Source organism: bacterium (assembly GCA_016708025.1).
GTDB lineage: Bacteria > Zixibacteria > MSB-5A5 > GN15 > FEB-12 > FEB-12.
The window spans coordinates 859,678-879,863 of the sequence record JADJGQ010000002.1; the positions used below are offsets into that span (position 1 = coordinate 859,678).

The window sequence follows — 20,186 nt, forward strand, 5'->3', positions numbered from 1 at the left end:
CCATTATCCGCCCCGGGTATCGGGACGGAGTCTGTCAAGTCTGTTGCAGGAGGTTGTCATGTTGATCGGTGATGAGCAGAAAGAGCTGAAGGCTGCCGAAGAGCAGTTTAAGGCAGCCCGGGAAAACCTACTCGCGGTCCGTCGCGCCCAACCACCGCTTCCGGTCAAGGACTATGTGTTGACCAACACGCACGGCAAACCGGTTATGCTCTCCGATCTGTTCGCCGGCAAAGATGAGCTAATGGTGATCCATAACATGGGACGAGGCTGCGCGTATTGCACACTCTGGGCCGACGGATTCAATGGTATCTGGCAACACCTGGCGAACCGTGCGCCGTTTGCGGTTGTCACGCCTGATTCGGCGGAGAAGGTCAAGGAGTTTTCGACCGGCCGCGGCTGGACTTTCCCGATCTACTCCTCCCACGGCACCAGCTTTTTTCCGGATCTCGGATTTGCGAATGAAAAGGGATCACCGTACCCCGGAGTTTCAACCTTCAAGCGGAATGCGGATGGTTCTATCGTGCGGGTCTGTCACGATTATTTCGGACCGGGAGACCTCTACTGTTCGGTCTGGCATCTGCTGGATCTGATGCCGAAAGGGGTCAACGACTGGGAGCCGATGTACAAATACTAGGTCTTCAGTCGACTCAGATTTGAAATAGAGCGCGGAGCCGGATTCGGTTCCGCGTTTTGTTGAGAATAAGCCCATTCGATTTATATCCGAAGTGGCTGCGACTTTCCAAGCTAACGGACGGCGCCACTTGCCGCTTGCTTTCAACTCTCCTATATTCCGACGCAAAAAAGATGGGAGCAAATCATGTCTGAGCGGGTAAAAGAATGGCAGGCAGAACGAGCACGCCTCAACGAGATCGTGCTCAATCGAGAAGACCTTAACATCAAGCGATTCTTCGGGATAGACTCAGCGGTCTACCGCAAGGGGGCGCTCGATGCCAAAACCAAGGAGATGCTTGGTCTGGTCGGCTCGCTGGTTCTTCGCTGTGATGACTGTATCACCTATCACGTCATCCAGGTCAAAGAAGCCGGATTGACCGATGCTGAGTTTGATGAAGTGATGTCGATCGCATTGGTGGTCGGCGGATCGATCACAATCCCACACCTTCGCCGGGCCTATCGGACCTGGGAGGAATTAAAAGGATAATGCGCAAACTACTTTTGTTAACGCTGCTGTTGTTGATGGTTGGTTCGACCATCTGGTCGCAGACACCCAACAAAGTCTCTGAGGAAGAACTGAACAAGTTTTTCAAGAATTACCCGTACGTCCTGTACAAAACCAAGATATTCAACGCGGAATCTGAGTTTGCCTGGCCTGACGGATTCAAGCGGATGCCTGATTCCAAGATGACCAAATATCAGGCCTGGGTTTCGCGGATGCCGCTCTGGCATTCCCTGAAAGGGGTGGCGACTCTGGGACAGGGACTGGCGTTTGAAGCGGATGAGATATCCCGATGTGTCATGCTTCCCTGGCGGACCAGCAAGTTTTTCGACTATGTGATCCCGATGCAGATCCAACTCGAGTGGCTGTTGAAAGAACAGCGGGCCGACCGATGGCAGATCCTCCCGAAAGCGGGGGATACGATGAGTTATGCGCGCTGGCTCAATTCGACGCCGATCTATGACTCGCGGATGCGCCTGATCCTGAAGCCATCCGAAGTGCGGATGCCGGACTCGCTCGAATACAATCGGTTTTTCAATCTGGTCGCCGACAACAGCAACTATCTCTCGCTGGAAACAAACAGCGATTCGGTCAGCGAAGCGGACCTTCGACCCGGCGATATGCTGATCGCCCGAACCGAGATCGGGACAACCGGTCGTGTGTATGTGATCCTGACCATTCTGCAGAATGACCAGGGTGATAAGCGTTACCTGATCGCCACCGGTGGAAATCCGCCATGTGACTTTTATATCCCTCTTTTCCACGACAATCAGAACGATCCCTGGCTCACCCTCGATGAATTGAAGGGATTGCCGCCCCAAGAGTTCTCGTATAAAGGGTTCTATCGCCTGCGCATGCCGAAATGATCCATTTTAGTTGATTCACCTCGCCGCCATCGGTAGGATGGCGGCATGCAAAGATACATCCCGCTCTTTCTCCTGATCGCGCTGGTTTCATCCGGCGCAGTAAACGCGCGGACAGTCCGCGTCAATACCGATCTGCAAACCGCTATCGACAAAGCCAAATCCGGTGATACACTGATCCTTTCTGCGGCAGAGTTCTCCGCCAAGCCGACCTCGTTTGTCGAGCCGCTTTGCGGCAACTGTCTCGATCCGCGCACGCCGGTCGCCGCGACCTATGGGTTTATCATCAAAGACAAATCGATCACTATCGTCGGGTCAGATCGTGCTGGAACACGCCTGATCACTAACGCCGGCTATGGGCTGTATATTGAGAATTCCCAAGAAACACTAATCCGCAATCTGACGATCACCGGCGGGGTCCGCGATACCAGCGGCAACGCCACCGATGCCGGCATAGTGATTCGTTCTTCAAAGGTTCGGATTGAGCAGGTCGATGTCCGTGATAACACTCACCGGCTGGATAGCGTGGTGGTGGGGATCGGCGGGATATTCAGCCGTGAGGCTTCCGAAGTGACGATCAGCCATTGTGGCATCATCAACAATGGGTGGGACGGAGTCGCGCTTTATCGAGGAGCCAATGTCACCGTCACAGATTGTGTCATCAAGGATGGTCGCGGCGCCGGGATCGGAGTGACCTGGGATGGAACCTGCACTGCTTATCGCAACGATGTTTCCGGTTTTTGGAAAGGAATCGGCGCGTTTGGAACGTCATGGGTGATCGCCCGGAATAATCTGGTGCATGACAATCTTGGCTGGGGGATGATCGCAACCGGTGAATCCTTCATGGACATGACTAATAACGTCGTTTATCACAACGGCAATTGCGGCGTGGCTCCCTGGTCGACCGATGCCCGCGGACGGATCGTCAATAATATCATCGTCGACAACGGATGGCGCGATGAATGGGTATGCCCCTGTGTAGGTGTCTGGTTTTACGGAGATTGGTCTAAGTGGGTTTTCACGAATAATCTGGTCTTCAACAACAAGGCAGGTAATTACCAGGCGATCTGGGATCAGACCGATTACAACTTCAATCAAAGCAAAGACCCGATGTTTGTGGGGAATGGGGATTTCCATCTCAAGCCGGAATCACCGGCCATCAACAGTGGCGATTCGACCACGTATGATCCTGACGGGAGTATCTCCGATCTTGGAATTTACGGTGGTTCGCAAAGGCGCAAATAATTCTGGATCAATAGGTTTCGTGGATCTATGAGGATTTGGTTACTCTACGATATTACGGTAACTTTGGCCAACCAGACTGCCGATACTGTGTACAATCAGATACAGTGTCATTTCACCGGAGGAAATTGAATGAACAGATCACGAATGATCCTCACGTCCGTATTGCTGACCATGCTGGTCGGCCTGGTTGGATGCAGCAGTAATGGAACTGACCCGGTTGCCAAAACAGCAGGCGATACTACCGCCACTGAATACAAAGCGGCGGAACAGGTCTTTTCCGATGCCAATGAACTTGGGAGCGATGGTATCGGCGAAGCACTCGACATGGTCTCCGAAGTTGTCGGCTCACAGGCACAGGCGCCACTTGGCCGGATTGATATCAGGTCGGCAAGCGCGGTCGCGGCCGATACACTGGAGTATCACTTTGACTCCGACTATTGGTATCGTGTCCATAGCCAGGTCGATACCGAATATGTCGATGGAAGCGACGCGATCAAATCGATCATCGCGTGGTATGTACGCGACTCTCTGCAATTCCGACACGGCAATGATGCCGTCGCAGTCCCTGACTCGGCGTTGCTGACAGAGCTTCGCTTTGGCAGGGTCGCCGAAGGATGGAATCAGGTTGACGCGGATTCGCTCTCGATCCATCAGGAAGCCAACATCGTCGGCGAAGCCGGGGAGATCGCCGGTTTGGGCGATGTGGTGATCAACAGCGGCGCCGCCCTGAATGGCTCGGCCAACCGACATGTCGAGAATCTGGAAACGAATTACGAATGTTCGTTTGCGTTTGATCTGGATGGCTCATGGAATAATGTCGCCCTGAATATGTTCAACGTGATCGAACTGGGCGACTGTCCGTCGTCAGGCAGCATCAGGATGTCGGGTGGCTTAAATGCCGGCTGTTTCAGCGAAGCCGATTCCGTGCAGTTTAATGGCCAGTGGTCAGCCAGTCTCACCTATAACATGGGCACGCAGACGGCGGTCTTTGAGAATGCCACCACTCGCTGGACTGAGACCTCTGAATGCGGTCTGACTCAGCCATTGAGTGTCAGAATTAGATAGATTGGAAAGTTTTCTAAGTGAAGGCCCTGCGGTGCGGGGCCTTTTTTATTGCAGTCGATTCAGCGGATGAATCTGGTTGGGTCGGTGATCGCTGCATGCAGCGCTGATGCCGCCGCAGTCGCCGGCGAGCAGTAGAGGATCTCAGCTTTTGGCAATTTGACAAACGTCGGAAGATTCTGACACGTAGTGGAGAGACACCGTTCTCCCTGCGACAGCGTACCGCCAAAGGCGAGCATACCGGAGTTGCCGGAGGCGGTGATCACCGCGCCGGCCTCGACCAGTACTCTGACCAGACCTTTGTTGAGGGCTTCGAGATAGACCGATCGCGAGGCAGGCATGATCACCAGTCGACAGTCACCATGCACCTGTTTTCCCTTAAGAATTTCTGCGACAACCCGCAGGTCATCGAACCGCCCGGATGAGATGGAGCCGACAATGATCAGGCTGACCGAGGTTCCTTCCAGTTCGGCGACCGCTTTGATCCGCTCTGATTTGTTGGGAGTGAGGATCAAGGGGCCGACATGGTCGATACTGACTTGCAGCAGTTCACTATATTCGGCGTTTTTGTCAGGGATGACCGGCTTGTAGGTCGTTGAGTGGCGACCCGTCAGATAACGGCGCGTCGTCGCATCATAGGGAAGAAGCGCTCCGGCGACCTCGAGTTCGGAGGAATAGGCGGCGATTGCCATGCGCTCACTCTGGGTCATTTGTGAAATGACCGCGCCGCCATACTCAATTGTTTTTCCGGCAATTCCGTCGGAAGGCAGATCGCGATATAGTGCGAACATGATATCCCGAGCGGAAATAGCCTTGCCGCGGCGTCCATTGATCGATACACGCACTGAATCCGGCACGGTCAAACTTACATTCCCGTGTGCCCAGATCGGGGGGATCTCTGCAAGGGGACATCCTAGTCCAAGCGCTCCGACCGAACCAAACATGGTTGCCTGATGATCTGACCCGACCAGCAACTGGCCGGGAAGAACATGTCCTTTTTCAATCACAACCTGGTGACAGAGGCCGTCGCGCAGATCATACAACTGCTTCACTCGTTGGCGACGGAAAAATTCGCGATTTCCGAGCGGCTGGCTATTCCCGTTTGTGCCGCTGTCGGAAATACCGTAATCAAGGGAGACTACTACTTTGTTGGGATTCCAGAAGTAGTCCGCGCCGGAATCACGAAACTGCTGAACGACTTTGCCAAGTTCAGTGTGCGTGATGACGGCATCGGGTTCAACCGTCACCGTCTCACCGATCTCGACTCGTTCACGATTGGCCAGGCGGGAGAGGATCTTCTGGGCGATGGTCTGTTTGCCGTACAACGATACTGAGTGCTGGCTGGTCTTGACGCCCGGGAAGTCGAGCTCCAACTGCTCCAGTTTCAGAAAGGCAGGCTTTTCCTTGATGGCGTAGCGTCGACGCCAGTTGTAAAAGGCCGCCTTGGAGAGGCCTAGTTCGAGCCCGGCCTTTTCATCATCGCCATACCGTTCCCAAAGATTGCGGACCTCGGGCTCGGAGAATTTGGGGAGTGAATGTTTGGGGATATTCTTTTTGCGGCGCCAGTAGGCAACCAGATACGCGGGGACGCCACCCAACCGCTCGCCGATCTTTTCATCGGTCTTGTACAACTTCTGCAATTGCAGAAGTTCGGTTTTGGTGGGGGCGGTCCGCTTGCGACTCATACTGCCCCGAACGCTTTTCGCATCCGCTCGTAGACCGGTTCGAGTGGCACTGACACGACATTGGTTTTCCCCAGAACCGGCATGAAGTTCGTATCGCCGCTCCAGCGAGGAACGATATGCATATGCAAATGTCCCGGTACGCCTGCTCCCGAGCCGCGCCCGAGATTCATTCCCAGATTCATCGACTGGGGTTTGAGCACCTTCTTGATCACTTTGATGGAGAGGCGGGTCAGCTCAAAAAACTCCGCCGCCTCTTCCGGCGTTAGTCGCTCGACATGTCCAACATGACGATTCGGGACCACCAGCGTATGTCCAGTGTTGTAGGGGAATTTGTTCAGGATGACAAAGACACGCTTGCCTCGATAGACAATCAGGTTTTCCACAGAGTCTTTCATCTTGTACCGCCGGCAAAAGACACACCCCTTCTCCTTCTTGTTGAGGACAAAGGCGGAGCGCCAGGGAGCCCATAAAATGTCATCTGTCATAGTGTCAGAAATATACACTGGGAGCGTGGTCGAAAAAAGTGAAATTGTGGAAATGTCTGGCTATCTGTTTGCCCTATAAGCTGTTGCGAGTAGGCTCAATGAAGAACTGGAAATGAAGACCTGCTTGCGCAAAGAAGCAGACGATAACGATATGTCAGGCAAAGAATTAGCTGGGAAACGCCGGTGGCGGTCCAGACCGCCAGAATCTCAATTCAGATAATGACTTCGCACCAAATTCTCCCCGCCCTTTTTTCAGGGCTGAGGAGTCAACGGAGGAGTTAAATTCAACAACTCCCAAAGCAGAGCTGGCGGCACCGAGCCCTCGGCCAGAATCTGATCATAAAATGTCTTCTCGGAGAAATTGGAGCCTTCTCGCATCTGCGCCGCCTGGAGCAGTCGCTCGATCTCGCGTTTCCCCATCAGATACGACATCTGCACGGTTGGGGTATGGGTGTAGCGAAGGACCTCGCGACGGATATACTCTTCCTCGGATTCCGTGTTGATATCCAGCGTGCGGGTCATCCAGTCGACACAGTCATCGTAGCTCCACTTGCCGGTATGGAGATTGACATCGGCCACGATCCTTGCGGCACGGAAGCGAATACCGCCAAGCACGCCGAGCCATTGCGCGGGATTTTCGGCGCCAAACAGGCCGGAGCGATAGGCCAACTCTTCGCTAAAGAGTGCCCATCCTTCGATCATCATATTATTGCGCTGCCATTTGCGGATCGGACTTTCGGCGCGTGCCGCGATCTGCATCTGTAGGTGGTGACCCGGATAGGCTTCATGCACCACTGAACCACGGAATCCCCGACGGTGGACATACCGATAGCGAGCATCAAGCTGCACCTGATCCATACTGTCAGGCAGCGGGCGGACATAAAAGTGGCCGACTTGCTCGGAATCGAACGGTCCGGCCGGTTGATAGGCGATGCCGCTGATCATCGTGCGAAGCATTGGGGGTGTTTCCACCACTCGGCACGGGGCGATATCTTCCGGAACGCTGACGACATTGTTCATCTCAAGGAAAACACGGACCTGCTCGACCTCCCACTGGTAGTAATCGAGAATGTCGTCGCGAGTGAAGGTCGATGGAATGAACACAGAATCCTGTCCGGTCTGGTGATTTTTCTCGACCGTACTCTCAAACTCACGGTAAACTCGGTCAGCCTGGACCAAGAGTGATTCACCTATCTTCAGCAACGAATCGGCGCCAAAATTGAGAAACTGCTCGTGCTGTAACATATAGTTGAAGTTGGTCTCGCCGATCGCAAACGACTTGTCATCGCCGACTTGAACGGATTCGAGATACCCCAGGAAGCTGTTCATTGCTTCGCGCGCGGAGGTGGTGATCGCCAGGATCGAGTCCGCCTGCTCAGGGAACTGAACCATCAGGTCCCCACCCACCTGTCGATAGAATTCAATTCCGGCGGCCAATGATTCTCTGGCCGCCTGCACAAATACCTTGGGTGGATGTTGCAGGTTCGTGCGTGCGGTGGCGAAGAGTGACGGGATCTGCCGCATGCGTCCCAGTATCGCTTTGAGTCGCGCCGCAGTAGTACTATCTGCCGATAGCGTCAGGTAGTAGATCCCGTTGATCGCTTCATCAACGTACAATACCGGCGATTTCCGGTGCCAGCCGATCTTGTCCAGATTCAGCAGAGCAACATCGACGTTTGATTTGATCAGTTTGAGATCGACGCGAGTGTCGGCATCAAAGCTGGCGTTGTTCAGCTTGCCCAGACGGCTCTCGTATTGTTTGAGCCGGGAGATCATCTCTTTGACCGACTTTGCGGAATAATCCGCCAGACGGTGATCGTAAGCGTGTATTCCCATCTCTGTCGCGGTCACCGGATAGAAAGACTGCAGACCGGTCAGGATGTCGGCGCTCAGTTCGGCGAAGATCTGGGTTTGGGAGCGGGCATTCTTTTTGGGGGCGGCCTGGCCGAGTCCAACCAGTAATCCAACAAACGCGATCGCGTATATCAAAGTAATCTTGCGCATCATTCCTCCAGGTCGCTATCCAGAGCGCTCAGGCGCGGGTGAACATCCCAACTGTCTCTATATGCATCGTATGCGGAAACATGTCGACCGGCGTGACTTTCGGGAGCCGGTACCCTGCATCCACCAGATCCCTGGCATCGCGAGCAAACGTCGCCGGGTTACAGGAGATATATAGGATACGCGGGGGAGCCAACTCTACTATTTTTTTCACCGCTTTGGGGTGCATACCGGCCCGGGGCGGATCGAGAATGAAAGGCTGAGAACTGCCGCAATTCTTCCGGGACTCCCTTCAGGAAATCGACGACATTTGCCTCAAAAAACGAAATGTTGCTGATTTGATTCAACTCAGCGTTTTCGATCGCCGAGCGGATCGCCGATGGAACCAGTTCAACTCCAACCACCTGTTCAACGTGAGGCGCGGCGAGGATCCCGATAGTGCCAGTCCCACAATAAAGGTCGAGCAAGCGGTCATCGGAGCGCGGCTCCAGCAGCTCAAAACCGGTCTGATACAAAAGCTCTGCCTGGAGCGAGTTGGTCTGAAAGAACGAGTTAGCACGAATGCGGAAGGTCGATCCGAAGATCTGCTCCTCGATATACCCTGGCCCGTAGATCACCGTCTCTATCTCGCCGGTCGCGATGTTCGATTTCGAACCATTCTGGTTATGCACCAGTGTCGTCAGATCCGGGAAGGCCTCGCGCAATGACGAGACAAGCCGTTCCTGATCCGGCAGGCTCCCATAATTAGTTACGAGATTGAGCATCGTCTGGTTGGTCCGCTTGGTCTGGCGGATCACTACAAACCGGACGTATCCGGTGTGCGCGCGAACATCGTACACCGGGATCTGATGTTCTTTGATATAGGCGCGAATCCAATGAACCAGGCGATTCGAGCTGTCCGAGGTCAGGTGACATTCGTTCAGGTCGAAGATCCGGTCGAAATGGCCCCGCTCATGCAGGCCGAGAGTGAAATCTCCCTCCTGGTCGACATGAAACGAAAACTCCATCTTATTTCGGTAATTGAACACTTCGCGTGAACCAATACACTCGGTGACTTCGACCGATTCCAGTTTTCCCAGTCGCTCAATACAGTCCACCACCTGCTTGCGCTTGAAGGTGAGTTGCTGGTGATACTCAAGATCCTGCCAGGTACACCCACCGCAGGCAGGAAAGTGTTCGCAGCGGGCGGGGACGCGGATATCCGACCGCTTGAGGATCTCGCGCAGTTTGGCTTCGTTGTAACGCGGTTTTGAGCGGGTGATCTCGGCCAGGATCGTCTCACCGGGGAGTCCTCCATTCACGAAGGTCACTTTGCCGTCGAGGTGGGCGACGGACTTGCCGTCGAAAGCGAGATCGGAGATTTCCAGTTCAACCAGTTTATCGTTCACGCATCTCCCGGATGATCATGGCGGAAATGACAGAGGAGCTCGGCTCGGGCACATTCCTGGGTTTCGATCTGGATAGTCCCGTGCCCGATCCCGAATCGATCATGCAACAGTTGGTTTATTTTGCCGATGAGGGTCGGTCCTTTGGGATAGTCGGAATCATCCACGCAGACATGGCAGGAGAGGGCGATCTCCTGCGACGACAGCGACCAGATATGCAAGTCGTGAACATCGCGCACCATCGGCAGTTCTGAAATCGCTTTGTGTACTTCGTCGAAATCGATCGAACCGGGGACCGCTTCAAACAGGATCAGGACCGCCTCTTTGATGACCGAATACGAGGACCAGAGGATCGCGATACCGATCAGCGCAGAGAGGATCGGGTCGATCAGGATCCAGTCGAAGCTGATAATGATAATTGCCCCGATGATGACCGCTACCGACGAAACGGCATCAAACGCCATATGGAGAAACGCGGTCTTCATATTCAGTGAGAGATGCCGGTCGCCGGCCAATAGCCAGACTGAGAGGATATTGCCAACTAAGCCGAAAATCGCTATCGAGAGAAACAGCGTGGGATGCGTTAATGCCTGCGGATGGAGATACCGTTCGTACGCCTCTTTGAAGATAAAGACCGCGATCACCACCAGCGATGTGGCGGAGATCAGCGCGGTGATTACCTCGAGCCGTTTGTACCCGTAGGTAGAGCGTTTGGTCGCAGGCAGGGCCGCCCCTTTGGCGCCCAGCCAGGCAAGGATAAGAGCGGCAACATCGGAAAGATTGTGTACAGCGTCGGCCAGGAGTGCCAGGTAACCGGACATCAGCCCGCCGATGAATTCCGCCAGGGTGATCCCCAAATTCAGCAGGATCGTCCAGCCAAGCTTTTTCCCCGATGGGATCGGATGGTTATGAGAGTGAGAGCCGCTCATACGAGCAGTATAATGTCCGGCAGGTATCTCTCTAAGCGAAAAATGACGCTTAGTCGAGGCCTTCGGGAGCGGGGGGGATTCGTTCGACCTTGAGGCGGATCACGCGATGTTGTTGCTTGGCCAGCACCGTCAAGCGGGCATCGGACATTTCCAGTGCTTCATTCTTGGATGGCACATGCCCCACCGTGTCGATAAAGAGCCCAGCGAGCGTCTCCGACTGGTCTTCAGGTAGATGGGTTCCGATCAACTCGTTCACATCTCCTGGCCAGACTTCGCCGTTGGCGTATACCACGGTCTCGGAGTGTTTGATAACCGGTTTAGCTTCGGAATCGTATTCATCCTGGATCTCGCCGACCAACTCCTCGAGGATATCTTCCAGCGTGATGATCCCTGCCGTGCCGCCGTACTCATCGAGGACGATCGCGAGATGGTTCTTTCCCGACTGGAACTCACGGAGGAGGCGCGTGACCTGCATCGAGTCCGGGACAAAAAACGGTTCGCGCATCAATTTGCGGAGCTCGATCTGGTGAAGGTCCTGCTTATCCCGGATCAGATCCTTGACATACACCACTCCGACTATTTTGTCGATGCTGTCTTCGTAGATCGGGTAACGGCTATAGCCGGACTCGGCAAGGATCGAAAGCACCATTTCGGAAGGCGTGTCAACTTCGATTGCCACTACATCGGGGCGCGGACGCATCGCTCGCCTGACCGGCGTATCCGTGAAATCAAACACCGAGCGAACGAATTCCTCTTCCGATACCTCGAAGAATCCTTTTTTGCGCCCTTCGATGATCATGTGCTGGATCTCGTCTTCAGAGACGATCCCCTGCATATCATCGGTCCGGATGCCGAGCAGTCTGATGATCCCCTTGGCCAGACCGGAGAGGGAGCGCGTGAAGACAAATGCGATCTTCATGAAAATGGTGATCGGACCGGAGACCCAGCGGGCCCAACGTTCCGGGAAGGAGAGCGCAATGTACTTGGGGACCAATTCGCCGAGAACCACGGAGAGGACGGTGATGAACACCACCACCGAGCCAACGGCGATAGGGGAGGCAAATTCGGCAACGAAGCCGATGGTGCTTTTCCCGAAATAAAGTTCCAATGCCTCCACCACCGTGGCGCCGGAGAACACGCCGACCAGCGAGCCGATCAGGGTGATGCCGACCTGGATGGAAGCGAGGAAATTCTCCGGATTGTCATGGAGTTTGAGAGCGGAGCCGGCGCCCCATTTCCGTTGCTGGCTCTTTTCAGCGAGGCGGGTCTTGCGACTGGCAATTACCGAAAACTCGGCGAGTGCAAAAAAGCCGTTGGCCAGGATAAGGAGGAAGATCGCCCCCAGCTCAAAATAGAGATGGCCGTCCATATCAGACAGCCATCCTTAAACCAGAAGAAATTGAATTTCCGTCAGACAATTGACTATCCGGCATATCCAGTGTGCACAGGGTGCTGCGCCATTTCTCGCAACCGCTTGATCCGCTCCTCAACCGGAGGATGGGTGGAAAAGAGACTGACCAACCCACGCCCGGAGAGCGGGTTTATGATCATCAAGTTAGCGGTTGCCGGACGGTCGTCAAGTTTCAATTGGACCGGCGAACGGTGCAGTTTTTCCAGAGCGGTGGCCAGGCCGTGGTATTTGCCGGTGATCCGGCCCCCCTCGGCATCAGCCTTGTATTCGCGCTGACGGGAGATCGCGGTCTGGATCAACATCGCCGCGATCGGGGCGACAATAGCCGCCACCAGTACGCCGATCATTCCACCACCACCGCCACCTTCGTCATCACTGCTTCGGCCGCCCATACCGCCAAAGATCGCGCTCCATTGGGCCATGTGAGCGATATACCCGATCGCGCCCGCAAAGGTGGCGGCGATCGTGCCGATCAGCATGTCCCTATTCTGGATATGGGCCATCTCGTGTCCAATGACCCCTTCGAGCTCATCATCGTTAAGCATTGCCAGTATCCCCTCGGTTGCGGCGACTGCGGAGTGCTCCGGGTTCCGCCCGGTGGCAAACGCATTCGGTCCCTGAGACGGGACGATATAGACCTTGGGCATTGGCAACATTGCCTTCTGGGCCACCGATTTCGTGATTCGGTACAGGCGCGGGTGATCCATTTCGGTGACCTCGCGCGCACGGTACATCTTCAGCACGACTTTATCAGAGAACCAGTACATGCCGAAATTGATCAACGTGGCGAAAACCAGCGCAAACAACATCCCCGTGCTGCCGCCGAACATGTACCCAAGCCACATGAACAGCAGCATCAAAAAGACCATCAGCATGAATGTCTTCAGCGTATTCATTTTCCTATCCTTGTGTCGCTTCCTTTGGCCGGGCGATCTGGCCCGGCAGTTACCCTATATAGTGGGGAACGGTTCGAAAAGTTTCCTAAATCGGACCGCTCTCCAGCGACACTTCTAATCCCTGCTACCGCCTATTCTTACGGCGACTGGCGCGTCCAAACTCGATACCCTCGGTCGAATAATGATCGATTGCTTTCGGTTCGTTATCGCTGGTTTCCGGTGCTGGACTTGGCGGGGTCGGCTTTGCGTTATCCGACTCCTGTCGCTCCGGTCGATTGCCGTGCCGTGAGCGTCCATAGACGATTTCCGGCTCGTTTTCAGGAGTACTCGGGGTCTCACCCGAATATTCATTATCGCCCTGTGGCTCCGGTCGGGAGCTGCGAATCGGCTGGTCATCGGTATTGTCGATCTCGGGGACCGGATCGAAGATCCGGGAGAGATCTGACGGAGCATCAAAGTCGTTACTCTCGCCCTCCGCGGAGACTGACTCCGGTGCCGGCTGTCTGTCGCCTGAATCATTTCTATCGAAGCGACGCGGTCCACGGCCACGATCACGGCCGCCACGTCCCTGGCGATCTCGTCCGCCGCCACCACCGCGACGGTCGCGGTCACGACGGTCGCGCGGACCACGATCATTTCGGTCATCCCGGTCACGACGCTGCATATCGCCGCTCGGACGCTGTTCTTCGCTGACTACCGGCGGAGTCTCTTCACCGGCGATCTCGGGAAGCGGCACAGCCTGGGACGGAGCTTCGGGATCAAAAACATGTGTGGACTTGCTCACTGCAAACGGAGAGTCTTCACGCGGCGTCTCAGTCCGCGGTCCCTCGTTGCGGTCGCGACGGAAGTCGCGGCGTCCTCTGTCTCGATCACCGCGGTCATCGCGGTCACCACGTTCGCCACGACTGCGGTCGTCACGATCCCCACGTGGGCGGTCGCCACGGTCTCCGCGATCACGATCACGATCACGATCGCGATTGCGATCGAAGCGCGGATCACGGCCACGTCCACCGCGATCCTGCCCCATCGGGCGCTGACCCGGACGGCCACCCGCCATCATCGGCCGGTCATTGCGTCCGCGGTCACGGTCATCCCGTTGACCACGATTTTCCGGTACTTTGTGCCACCATTTGATAGCCAGGGGCAGGACAACTGCACAGTAAAGTACCAAAGCGATCACGAGGATTACCGGGTAAAGCAGGGACGAAAAGATGTCGCTGAACGACCCACCAGCCCGGGCGACGAGAACACCCGTCACCACGATCAGGCCGAGTGGGGCCAGAACGAACAGTAATTCGGATATCCGGATCATGGCTCCGGTGACATCCTCCAGAAACATCTGGAGCGTGCGACCACGTGTGCCAACACCGGGGAGAACCAGCCCAAGGATCAGGGCAAAGAGGACCCACCCAAGGTAGCTGGCGTTGAGCACTGCACGGAGCAGGCCCTCGGGAAGGAGCTGTCCGAGATAGTCACCAGACAGGTTAGCCTGAACCTGGAAGAAATCGGACATGATCGCGGCTGTGAAGCCGTGGGGGGAGATGGCTTGAGCGGCCACCAGACGGACCAACACAACACCGGCGGCGATAATTACCACGGCCGAGGTGACGGTCATAATAAAGGCACCGGCAGATTTGTTGTCGAACCGGCGGAGGTCTCCGTAACGGGCAAGGGCCAGGGGGAAACCAACCAGAACCAAAATGATGGCGACGATCGCCAGGGCGTTTAGATACAGCTTGCCGACAATCGCGGTCGCAAGCATGGCGTCGGGGATAACCGCGCCGAGCATTCCGCCGAGGAGGACGCCCACGAGGACTCCCAGCAGAATCAGGTTGATGATTTTACCTGTCATTTCATACTACTCTGTTCGGTCCGGCCCGTAGTGCCTGACTCCAACCGTCGTGAAGCCGAACCATGGTTATAATGTACTGGATTGCTGGCCGCATTTGGCGGCAAGTGACATTCCCGGTTGGAGTATCCGAGCTTCCTGAGACGGGCGGCGCTTGGGGCTGCCGAGGGAAGCGAGACTACGTTTTCCAGTCTGCCGTTTGGCGTTACAATCAGCATAACAATAGGTTGCAACAAAGGTTCGCGCAAGTCATTTCTGGCCCCGGCGAGCCTGAGGAAGACCGGCTTACCCCTTGAGTTCTCGACTAAGCCGTTCCAGTCTGGACCCTTCGCCAATCACCACCAGGACATCCCCTCCTCGCAACTCAGTGGCCGGGTCAGGGTTGACCAGCATCTCCCGGTTCTGCTTTTTGATCCCGACGATATTGGCGCCATACTTCTGCTTGATTTCAGAGTTGGCCAAAGTCCGGTTGGCCAACCAAGAACCCTCGGGTACGAGCAATTCCTCAACGACCAGCCCCTCGGTAGAGCCACCCACGGTCATCCGCATGAAATCAAGGACATTGGGTTGAAGCGACGCCATCGCCATGCGGGTCCCGCCCAGAATGTGGGGAACGACGACATGGTTTGCTCCCGCAATAGTCAGCTTTTTCTCTCCTTCCTCGTAATCTGCGCGAGCGATAATGGTCAGTTGGGGATTCATGTACCTGGCGGTCAGGGTCAGGTAGACATTCTGGGCTTCTTCCGGAAGAGTGGAAATGAGGGTTTTGGCGCGGCTGATCCCCACGTGATGGAGTACTTCCTCGTTGGTTGCATCTCCTTCATAGTACAGATACCCCAACTCTGTCAGCAACTCGTGAGATTCGGCGCGACGTTCCAGCACGACGAACGGAACATTCCGTCGCGAAAATTCCAGCGCGACCTGACGTCCGACTCGCCCGAAACCGGCGATGATGCTGTGGTTTTCCAACTTCGCGATTGAAGATTCCATCTTGCGCCTCGCCACTAGTTCGGTGAATTGCCCTTCGAATATGACCTCTCCCACAACAGTGGCAAACAGGGTGACGGTTGCCACGCCGAACGTGATCACTACCATTACGAAGATCCGGCCGGCATCATGCAGCGGCTGAACCTCGCCATAGCCGACTGTTGAGAGAGTGATGACGACCATATAGAGCGCGTCAAGAAAGCGCATATCCTCGATCACCATCATTCCGGATGTTCCGCCAACCAGAACGAGGGCAAGCCCCAGGAAGGCCAGCCGTAGCCGTCCGGCCTTGGACAATGTCAGGGATCCGATTTGAGCCGCCATGCTGCTATCAGCTAACGGATTGAGCACACCAAAAGCAATTAAAACTCCATTCTTGCTTGTGTCGGGCCGGGAATTTGCGTAATCAGACCGGAATGGCACTAACCGCACCAGCCCAAAGTCTTGGCCGACGACTCCTCTGGTATCACCTCCCGGTGGTACTTTATGCGGCAGCGATCGCCTCGCTTTCTGCGATTCCCAACCTGAGCGGCCCGAAACTGTCTGATTTTGGGGGAGATAAGCTGATTCATTGCCTTGAGTATGGGATCTTCACCTGGCTGATCCTGCGATCCCTGGAGAGCATGCCTACCGGGGTTGGGAGAACCGGGCTAATTCTGTTCGCCATTGGGCTAGCAGCGGCATATGCCGGTTTGGACGAATATTTGCAATCTTTTGTCCCGGGGCGGGACTCTTCGGTCGCAGACTTTGCGGCCGACACGGTCGGATCGGTGCTGGTAGCGCTGGTTTGGCGATCAAAAAAAGGGCAGGTTTAGGTGGAGAAACGGGTGTATCTTTTTTGGGCAACCTGCTTATAGTCTATTGACATATGTATTCCAACGGGTATATTTTGGGCGGTCGACTATATTTGAAAAGGGCGCCTTGTACTCCTCACGGCACCGCCTTTTCGTCTTCACATGGTCTAACAGCATTGACTCGTAGGAATATCTAACGGGTACTTTTGTGCTTTGGCAGCTACCCTCGGACGATAGTCTGTTTGTCCGATGCGTCCTGCCGGGCTAAGGTTGACTAATTACATACCCTAAGAGGGAGCCGAGCGACCTGCTCCGGCATTACGCCGGGACAGGATCATACTGGGGCGGAAAATTACTACATGTATCATACAGCTTCGACATTGATTCGAAACCTGTCATATAGGAGAAACACCATGAAGCGCATGTCACTTATGATTGCGTTCTTGTGTGCGTTGCTGGTTGGCTTTACGGCTGATCAGGCTCTGGCTCAGAGCGGCATCGTCCAGCTGGACCATGTCGACGGTCTGGTCAGTGGAACGACCGTGGCGAACAATACGCCAATTCGCTTTGTATTGCGACTGAACAACGACTCAGGGCAGAAAGCCGACATCTCTATGGGATGGCGCCTGTCTTCACCCGATGGAGCCGTGTGGGACAGTACCACGCTTGATTCAACCGGCCTGATCAATGTTGACGGCGAGCATACCCTGCTCCGTCGCTTCAATATCGTTATGGCCTTCACGCGGTTCAGTACTGATGGTCAGTCTCCCGACACTGTCGGTATTCTGGCCGCAGGTACGCCGACCTCAGCCACCCGCCAGATGCCGGTTGGCTACAATGACACCGCACTCGCGGTGATGGCGTGGGTCTCCAATGACGCAAACGCCGGCAAGCATATCTGTATCGACTCTTCCTGGTGGGAACCGGGTGGTGTCTGGAAATGGGTATACAACACGGGCGTCGGTGTGGAAGATCTCTTCCCGCAGTGGCGCGGGATCAACGGCGAAGCACCCGTCCCCGGTCAGGGATTCTGCTTCCAGTTTGAAGGCGGCGCTGCGCCGATCGTGCTCGAAGCTGCCCCGGCGGCTTTGACATTTAATGCAACCGAAGGGGGCGCCAATCCGGCGGCCCAGCCGTTTAATATCACCGAGCAGACCGGTCAGGTAGTGGCCGTCTCTCTCTCCGGTTATGCCGGATGGATCATCCCGAATCCGGCAAGTGGCACCACTCCGCAGGCCGTTTCGGTCGGCGTGAATATTGCCGGTCTGGCTCCGGGAACCTATGTTGATACGATCAATGTGGCCGGTGAAGGCTCCACCAACTCCCCGTTCGTAGTTGTGACGCTCAATGTCGCGGCTCGTCCGAAGGTGCTTGCGGTCACACCGGATACTCTGTTCTTCACCGTTCAGGAACAGGGCTCATTGCCTGTTTTCCAGAACTTTGCCATTTCTGAGACTGGTGGCGCAGTGATTCCTTTCACCGCCTCCGAGATCTCCGATTTCTTTGGTCTGACCAACCCGTCCGGGAATACTCCCGCCAATGTACGGGTTGATATCACGACCTCAAATCTGGCTCCTGGCGATTATTTCGGCACAGTGACCTTCACTTCAGCCGGAGCGACAAACTCTCCGATTCTTAAGACCGTCAAATTGACGGTGACCACCGCTCCCAAGACGCTGTCAGTGAATCCGACAGTCCTCAATTTCTCAGCGATCGAGGGTGGCTCCAATCCGGCTCCGCAGTCTGTTGCGGTAACGGAACTCGGTTCTTTCCCCATCACCTTCACGGCGACTGAAAATGCCAGTTGGATCTCAACTGCCAATGCCGTTCTGACCACCCCCGGTGGATTTGATGTCAATATCGACATCACCGGCGTGGGCGAAGGCGCTTATACCGACACGATCTTGATCGAAGCTGCTGGTGTGACCAACAGCCCGATCAAAGTTGCGATCAACCTGACCGTGACCGGTGCCCAGTCAGTTCTTCTGGATACTCATCCGGATACGCTGTACTTCTTCTCGACTGAAAACGGCGCCGCTCCGGATCCGGAGATCATGGTGATCCGTGAAGTCGGCGGCACCGCGATATCATATATCGCCTCCACCGAATCCCCGTGGATCTTCCTCTCTAAGAATGCGGGAACGACCCCGGACAGCCTTATCGTGCTGGCCGATATCGTTGATATGCCGGCAGGCGTTTATCTCGACTCCATTATGGTCGAGGCGACTGCTGCGGAAAACTCTCCGCAGTACGTGTACGTGAAACTGGAACTTGCTCCATTCCTCTGCCCGACCCTGGTAATTTCTGATACGTTCTATCAGGTCGCTGGTGGCGTGGACGAGATGGTGATGTTCTCCGACACGATCTCGCTGACCAGCACTGGACAGGATATGGTCTGGATGATCAGCAATCCGTCGAGCGCGTTTACTATCGTACCGATGCTTGGCGCGACTCCCGATCAGTTTGTCTTTAGTTACATGGCAACCAAGAGCGAGCCGGGGACCTATACCGACTGCTTTACGCTTATCAGCGGCATTTCAGTACCCGAGGGTGAAACTCAGGGTCACCTGATCTGCTCAACTGCAGTAAGCGTCTGTGTGCAGTTGACCGTTGCCGGCACCCAGTGTGCCGACTTGTTGATGACTGATTCAGTCGTCAGCTTCACGGCGATGGTTGGTGAAGCGCCGACCCCGGCGTTCCGCACGATGACGATCTATGCCAGCGATTCAAGCGCTGTCCAGGTGATGGTCTCCCGTCCGATGGACGCCAACTGGATCGACTTCGAGAACGAATTCGGCGACACGGTGACTACCGTTGCCGGAATGACACCGTTGACGGTGAAGATCCTGGCGAATTCGACCGGCTTGTCTGCCGACAACTATTTTGCGGTCGGCGTCATTACTACGTCGGACGAACATATTTGTGAGCCGCGAGCCAAGACGTTTGTGTTCCATCTCAATGTTGAGGAAAACAATGTCTCCCTCACCGATTCGATTTTGGTAGGAACCGCGGCCGGTACTCCGGGTGGCAAGGCAGTGGTGCCGGTCAACCTGGTTACCGAGTGCAACACGATCTCCGGATCAGTTCCGCTTCGCTATAACGGTCTCTATCTTTCAATCGACTCCATCTCGATTGTTGGATCGCGCTTCCCCGAAGGCGTAGTCTTTATGGAGACCTACGACCTGGATGGTTCCGGCGTGACGATGTCGTTTACCGCTCCTGATATGGACCATGCGGTCCCCGCAGGTTCCGGTCTCTGGGCGACGATCTTCTTCTCGATAAGCGACGAGACTCCGCTCGGCTCAACCCTGGCGGTTGAAGTCGGCGAACTTGGTCCGTCACTCCTCCGCAATTGCGGCGAATTGATAGAGAACGTTATCCCCTGGCTTCGCCGAGGGATACCTGGTCATCGATGAGATC

General features: G+C 55.4%; 17 protein-coding genes. 7 read left to right on the forward strand and 10 right to left on the reverse strand.

The genetic code is table 11. From position 1 onward, the window contains the following. The first annotated feature begins 58 nt into the window (after positions 1–58). The 5 genes from IPH75_09965 (at position 59) to IPH75_09985 (ending at position 4,347) form a co-directional block, all read left to right on the forward strand. Complete coding sequence (locus IPH75_09965; protein MBK7142394.1) at positions 59–634, forward strand: DUF899 family protein; 576 nt, start codon at positions 59–61, stop codon at positions 632–634. 183 nt (positions 635–817) lie between these two features. Next, complete coding sequence (locus IPH75_09970) at positions 818–1,159, forward strand: carboxymuconolactone decarboxylase family protein (protein ID MBK7142395.1); 342 nt, start codon at positions 818–820, stop codon at positions 1,157–1,159. Further along, the gene (locus IPH75_09975) at positions 1,159–2,040 is read left to right on the forward strand and encodes a hypothetical protein (GenBank protein ID MBK7142396.1); all 882 of its coding nucleotides are present in this window, start codon (positions 1,159–1,161) and stop codon (positions 2,038–2,040) included. Before IPH75_09970 ends, IPH75_09975 begins: the two co-directional genes overlap by 1 nt. Positions 2,041–2,085: 45 nt before the next feature. Further along, positions 2,086–3,282 (forward strand): right-handed parallel beta-helix repeat-containing protein, encoded by a 1,197-nt coding sequence (locus IPH75_09980; protein MBK7142397.1) that lies wholly within the window; start codon positions 2,086–2,088, stop codon positions 3,280–3,282. Positions 3,283–3,411: 129 nt separating this feature from the next. Then, positions 3,412–4,347 carry a hypothetical protein gene (locus IPH75_09985; GenBank protein ID MBK7142398.1) on the forward strand — a complete coding sequence of 312 codons (936 nt, stop codon included), beginning with the start codon at positions 3,412–3,414 and terminating at the stop codon, positions 4,345–4,347. Between the two features lie 59 nt (positions 4,348–4,406). Here IPH75_09985 and IPH75_09990 read toward each other — a convergent pair whose 3' ends face one another. The 10 genes from IPH75_09990 to IPH75_10035 all read right to left on the reverse strand — a co-directional run bounded on the left by IPH75_09990 (position 4,407) and on the right by IPH75_10035 (position 16,296). Continuing rightward, positions 4,407–6,029 carry a hypothetical protein gene (locus tag IPH75_09990; protein ID MBK7142399.1) on the reverse strand — a complete coding sequence of 541 codons (1,623 nt, stop codon included), beginning with the start codon at positions 6,027–6,029 and terminating at the stop codon, positions 4,407–4,409. Then, positions 6,026–6,514 carry an HIT domain-containing protein gene (locus IPH75_09995; protein MBK7142400.1) on the reverse strand — a complete coding sequence of 163 codons (489 nt, stop codon included), beginning with the start codon at positions 6,512–6,514 and terminating at the stop codon, positions 6,026–6,028. Before IPH75_09995 ends, IPH75_09990 begins: the two co-directional genes overlap by 4 nt. A 252-nt stretch (positions 6,515–6,766) precedes the next feature. Further along, complete coding sequence (locus tag IPH75_10000; GenBank protein ID MBK7142401.1) at positions 6,767–8,521, reverse strand: DUF885 domain-containing protein; 1,755 nt, start codon at positions 8,519–8,521, stop codon at positions 6,767–6,769. A gap of 25 nt (positions 8,522–8,546) precedes the next feature. Beyond that, entirely contained in the window at positions 8,547–8,729 is a 183-nt protein-coding gene (locus IPH75_10005; protein MBK7142402.1) for a tRNA (uracil-5-)-methyltransferase, read from the reverse strand. Then, entirely contained in the window at positions 8,677–9,903 is a 1,227-nt protein-coding gene (gene rlmD / locus IPH75_10010) for a 23S rRNA (uracil(1939)-C(5))-methyltransferase RlmD (GenBank protein ID MBK7142403.1), read from the reverse strand. Before rlmD ends, IPH75_10005 begins: the two co-directional genes overlap by 53 nt. Next, positions 9,900–10,829, reverse strand: a complete 930-nt coding sequence (locus tag IPH75_10015) for a cation transporter (GenBank protein MBK7142404.1) — start codon at positions 10,827–10,829, stop codon at positions 9,900–9,902. The genes rlmD and IPH75_10015 overlap by 4 nt, the downstream gene beginning before the upstream one ends. 49 nt (positions 10,830–10,878) lie before the next feature. After that, positions 10,879–12,198 carry an HlyC/CorC family transporter gene (locus IPH75_10020; GenBank protein MBK7142405.1) on the reverse strand — a complete coding sequence of 440 codons (1,320 nt, stop codon included), beginning with the start codon at positions 12,196–12,198 and terminating at the stop codon, positions 10,879–10,881. Positions 12,199–12,251: 53 nt separating this feature from the next. Next, a complete protein-coding gene (htpX, locus tag IPH75_10025) occupies positions 12,252–13,136 on the reverse strand; it encodes a zinc metalloprotease HtpX (GenBank protein ID MBK7142406.1) in 885 nt (294 codons plus the stop codon). A gap of 124 nt (positions 13,137–13,260) precedes the next feature. Continuing rightward, complete coding sequence (locus IPH75_10030) at positions 13,261–14,988, reverse strand: cation:dicarboxylase symporter family transporter (protein ID MBK7142407.1); 1,728 nt, start codon at positions 14,986–14,988, stop codon at positions 13,261–13,263. A 282-nt stretch (positions 14,989–15,270) separates the two neighbouring features. Further along, a complete protein-coding gene (locus tag IPH75_10035; protein ID MBK7142408.1) occupies positions 15,271–16,296 on the reverse strand; it encodes a potassium channel protein in 1,026 nt (341 codons plus the stop codon). Between the two features lie 92 nt (positions 16,297–16,388). Here IPH75_10035 and vanZ point away from each other — a divergent pair, with 92 nt between their 5' ends. Next, positions 16,389–16,787, forward strand: coding sequence for a VanZ family protein (vanZ, locus tag IPH75_10040; GenBank protein ID MBK7142409.1), 399 nt, complete (start codon positions 16,389–16,391; stop codon positions 16,785–16,787). Between the two features lie 392 nt (positions 16,788–17,179). Beyond that, positions 17,180–20,182 carry a hypothetical protein gene (locus tag IPH75_10045; protein MBK7142410.1) on the forward strand — a complete coding sequence of 1,001 codons (3,003 nt, stop codon included), beginning with the start codon at positions 17,180–17,182 and terminating at the stop codon, positions 20,180–20,182. Positions 20,183–20,186: the final 4 nt, after the last annotated feature.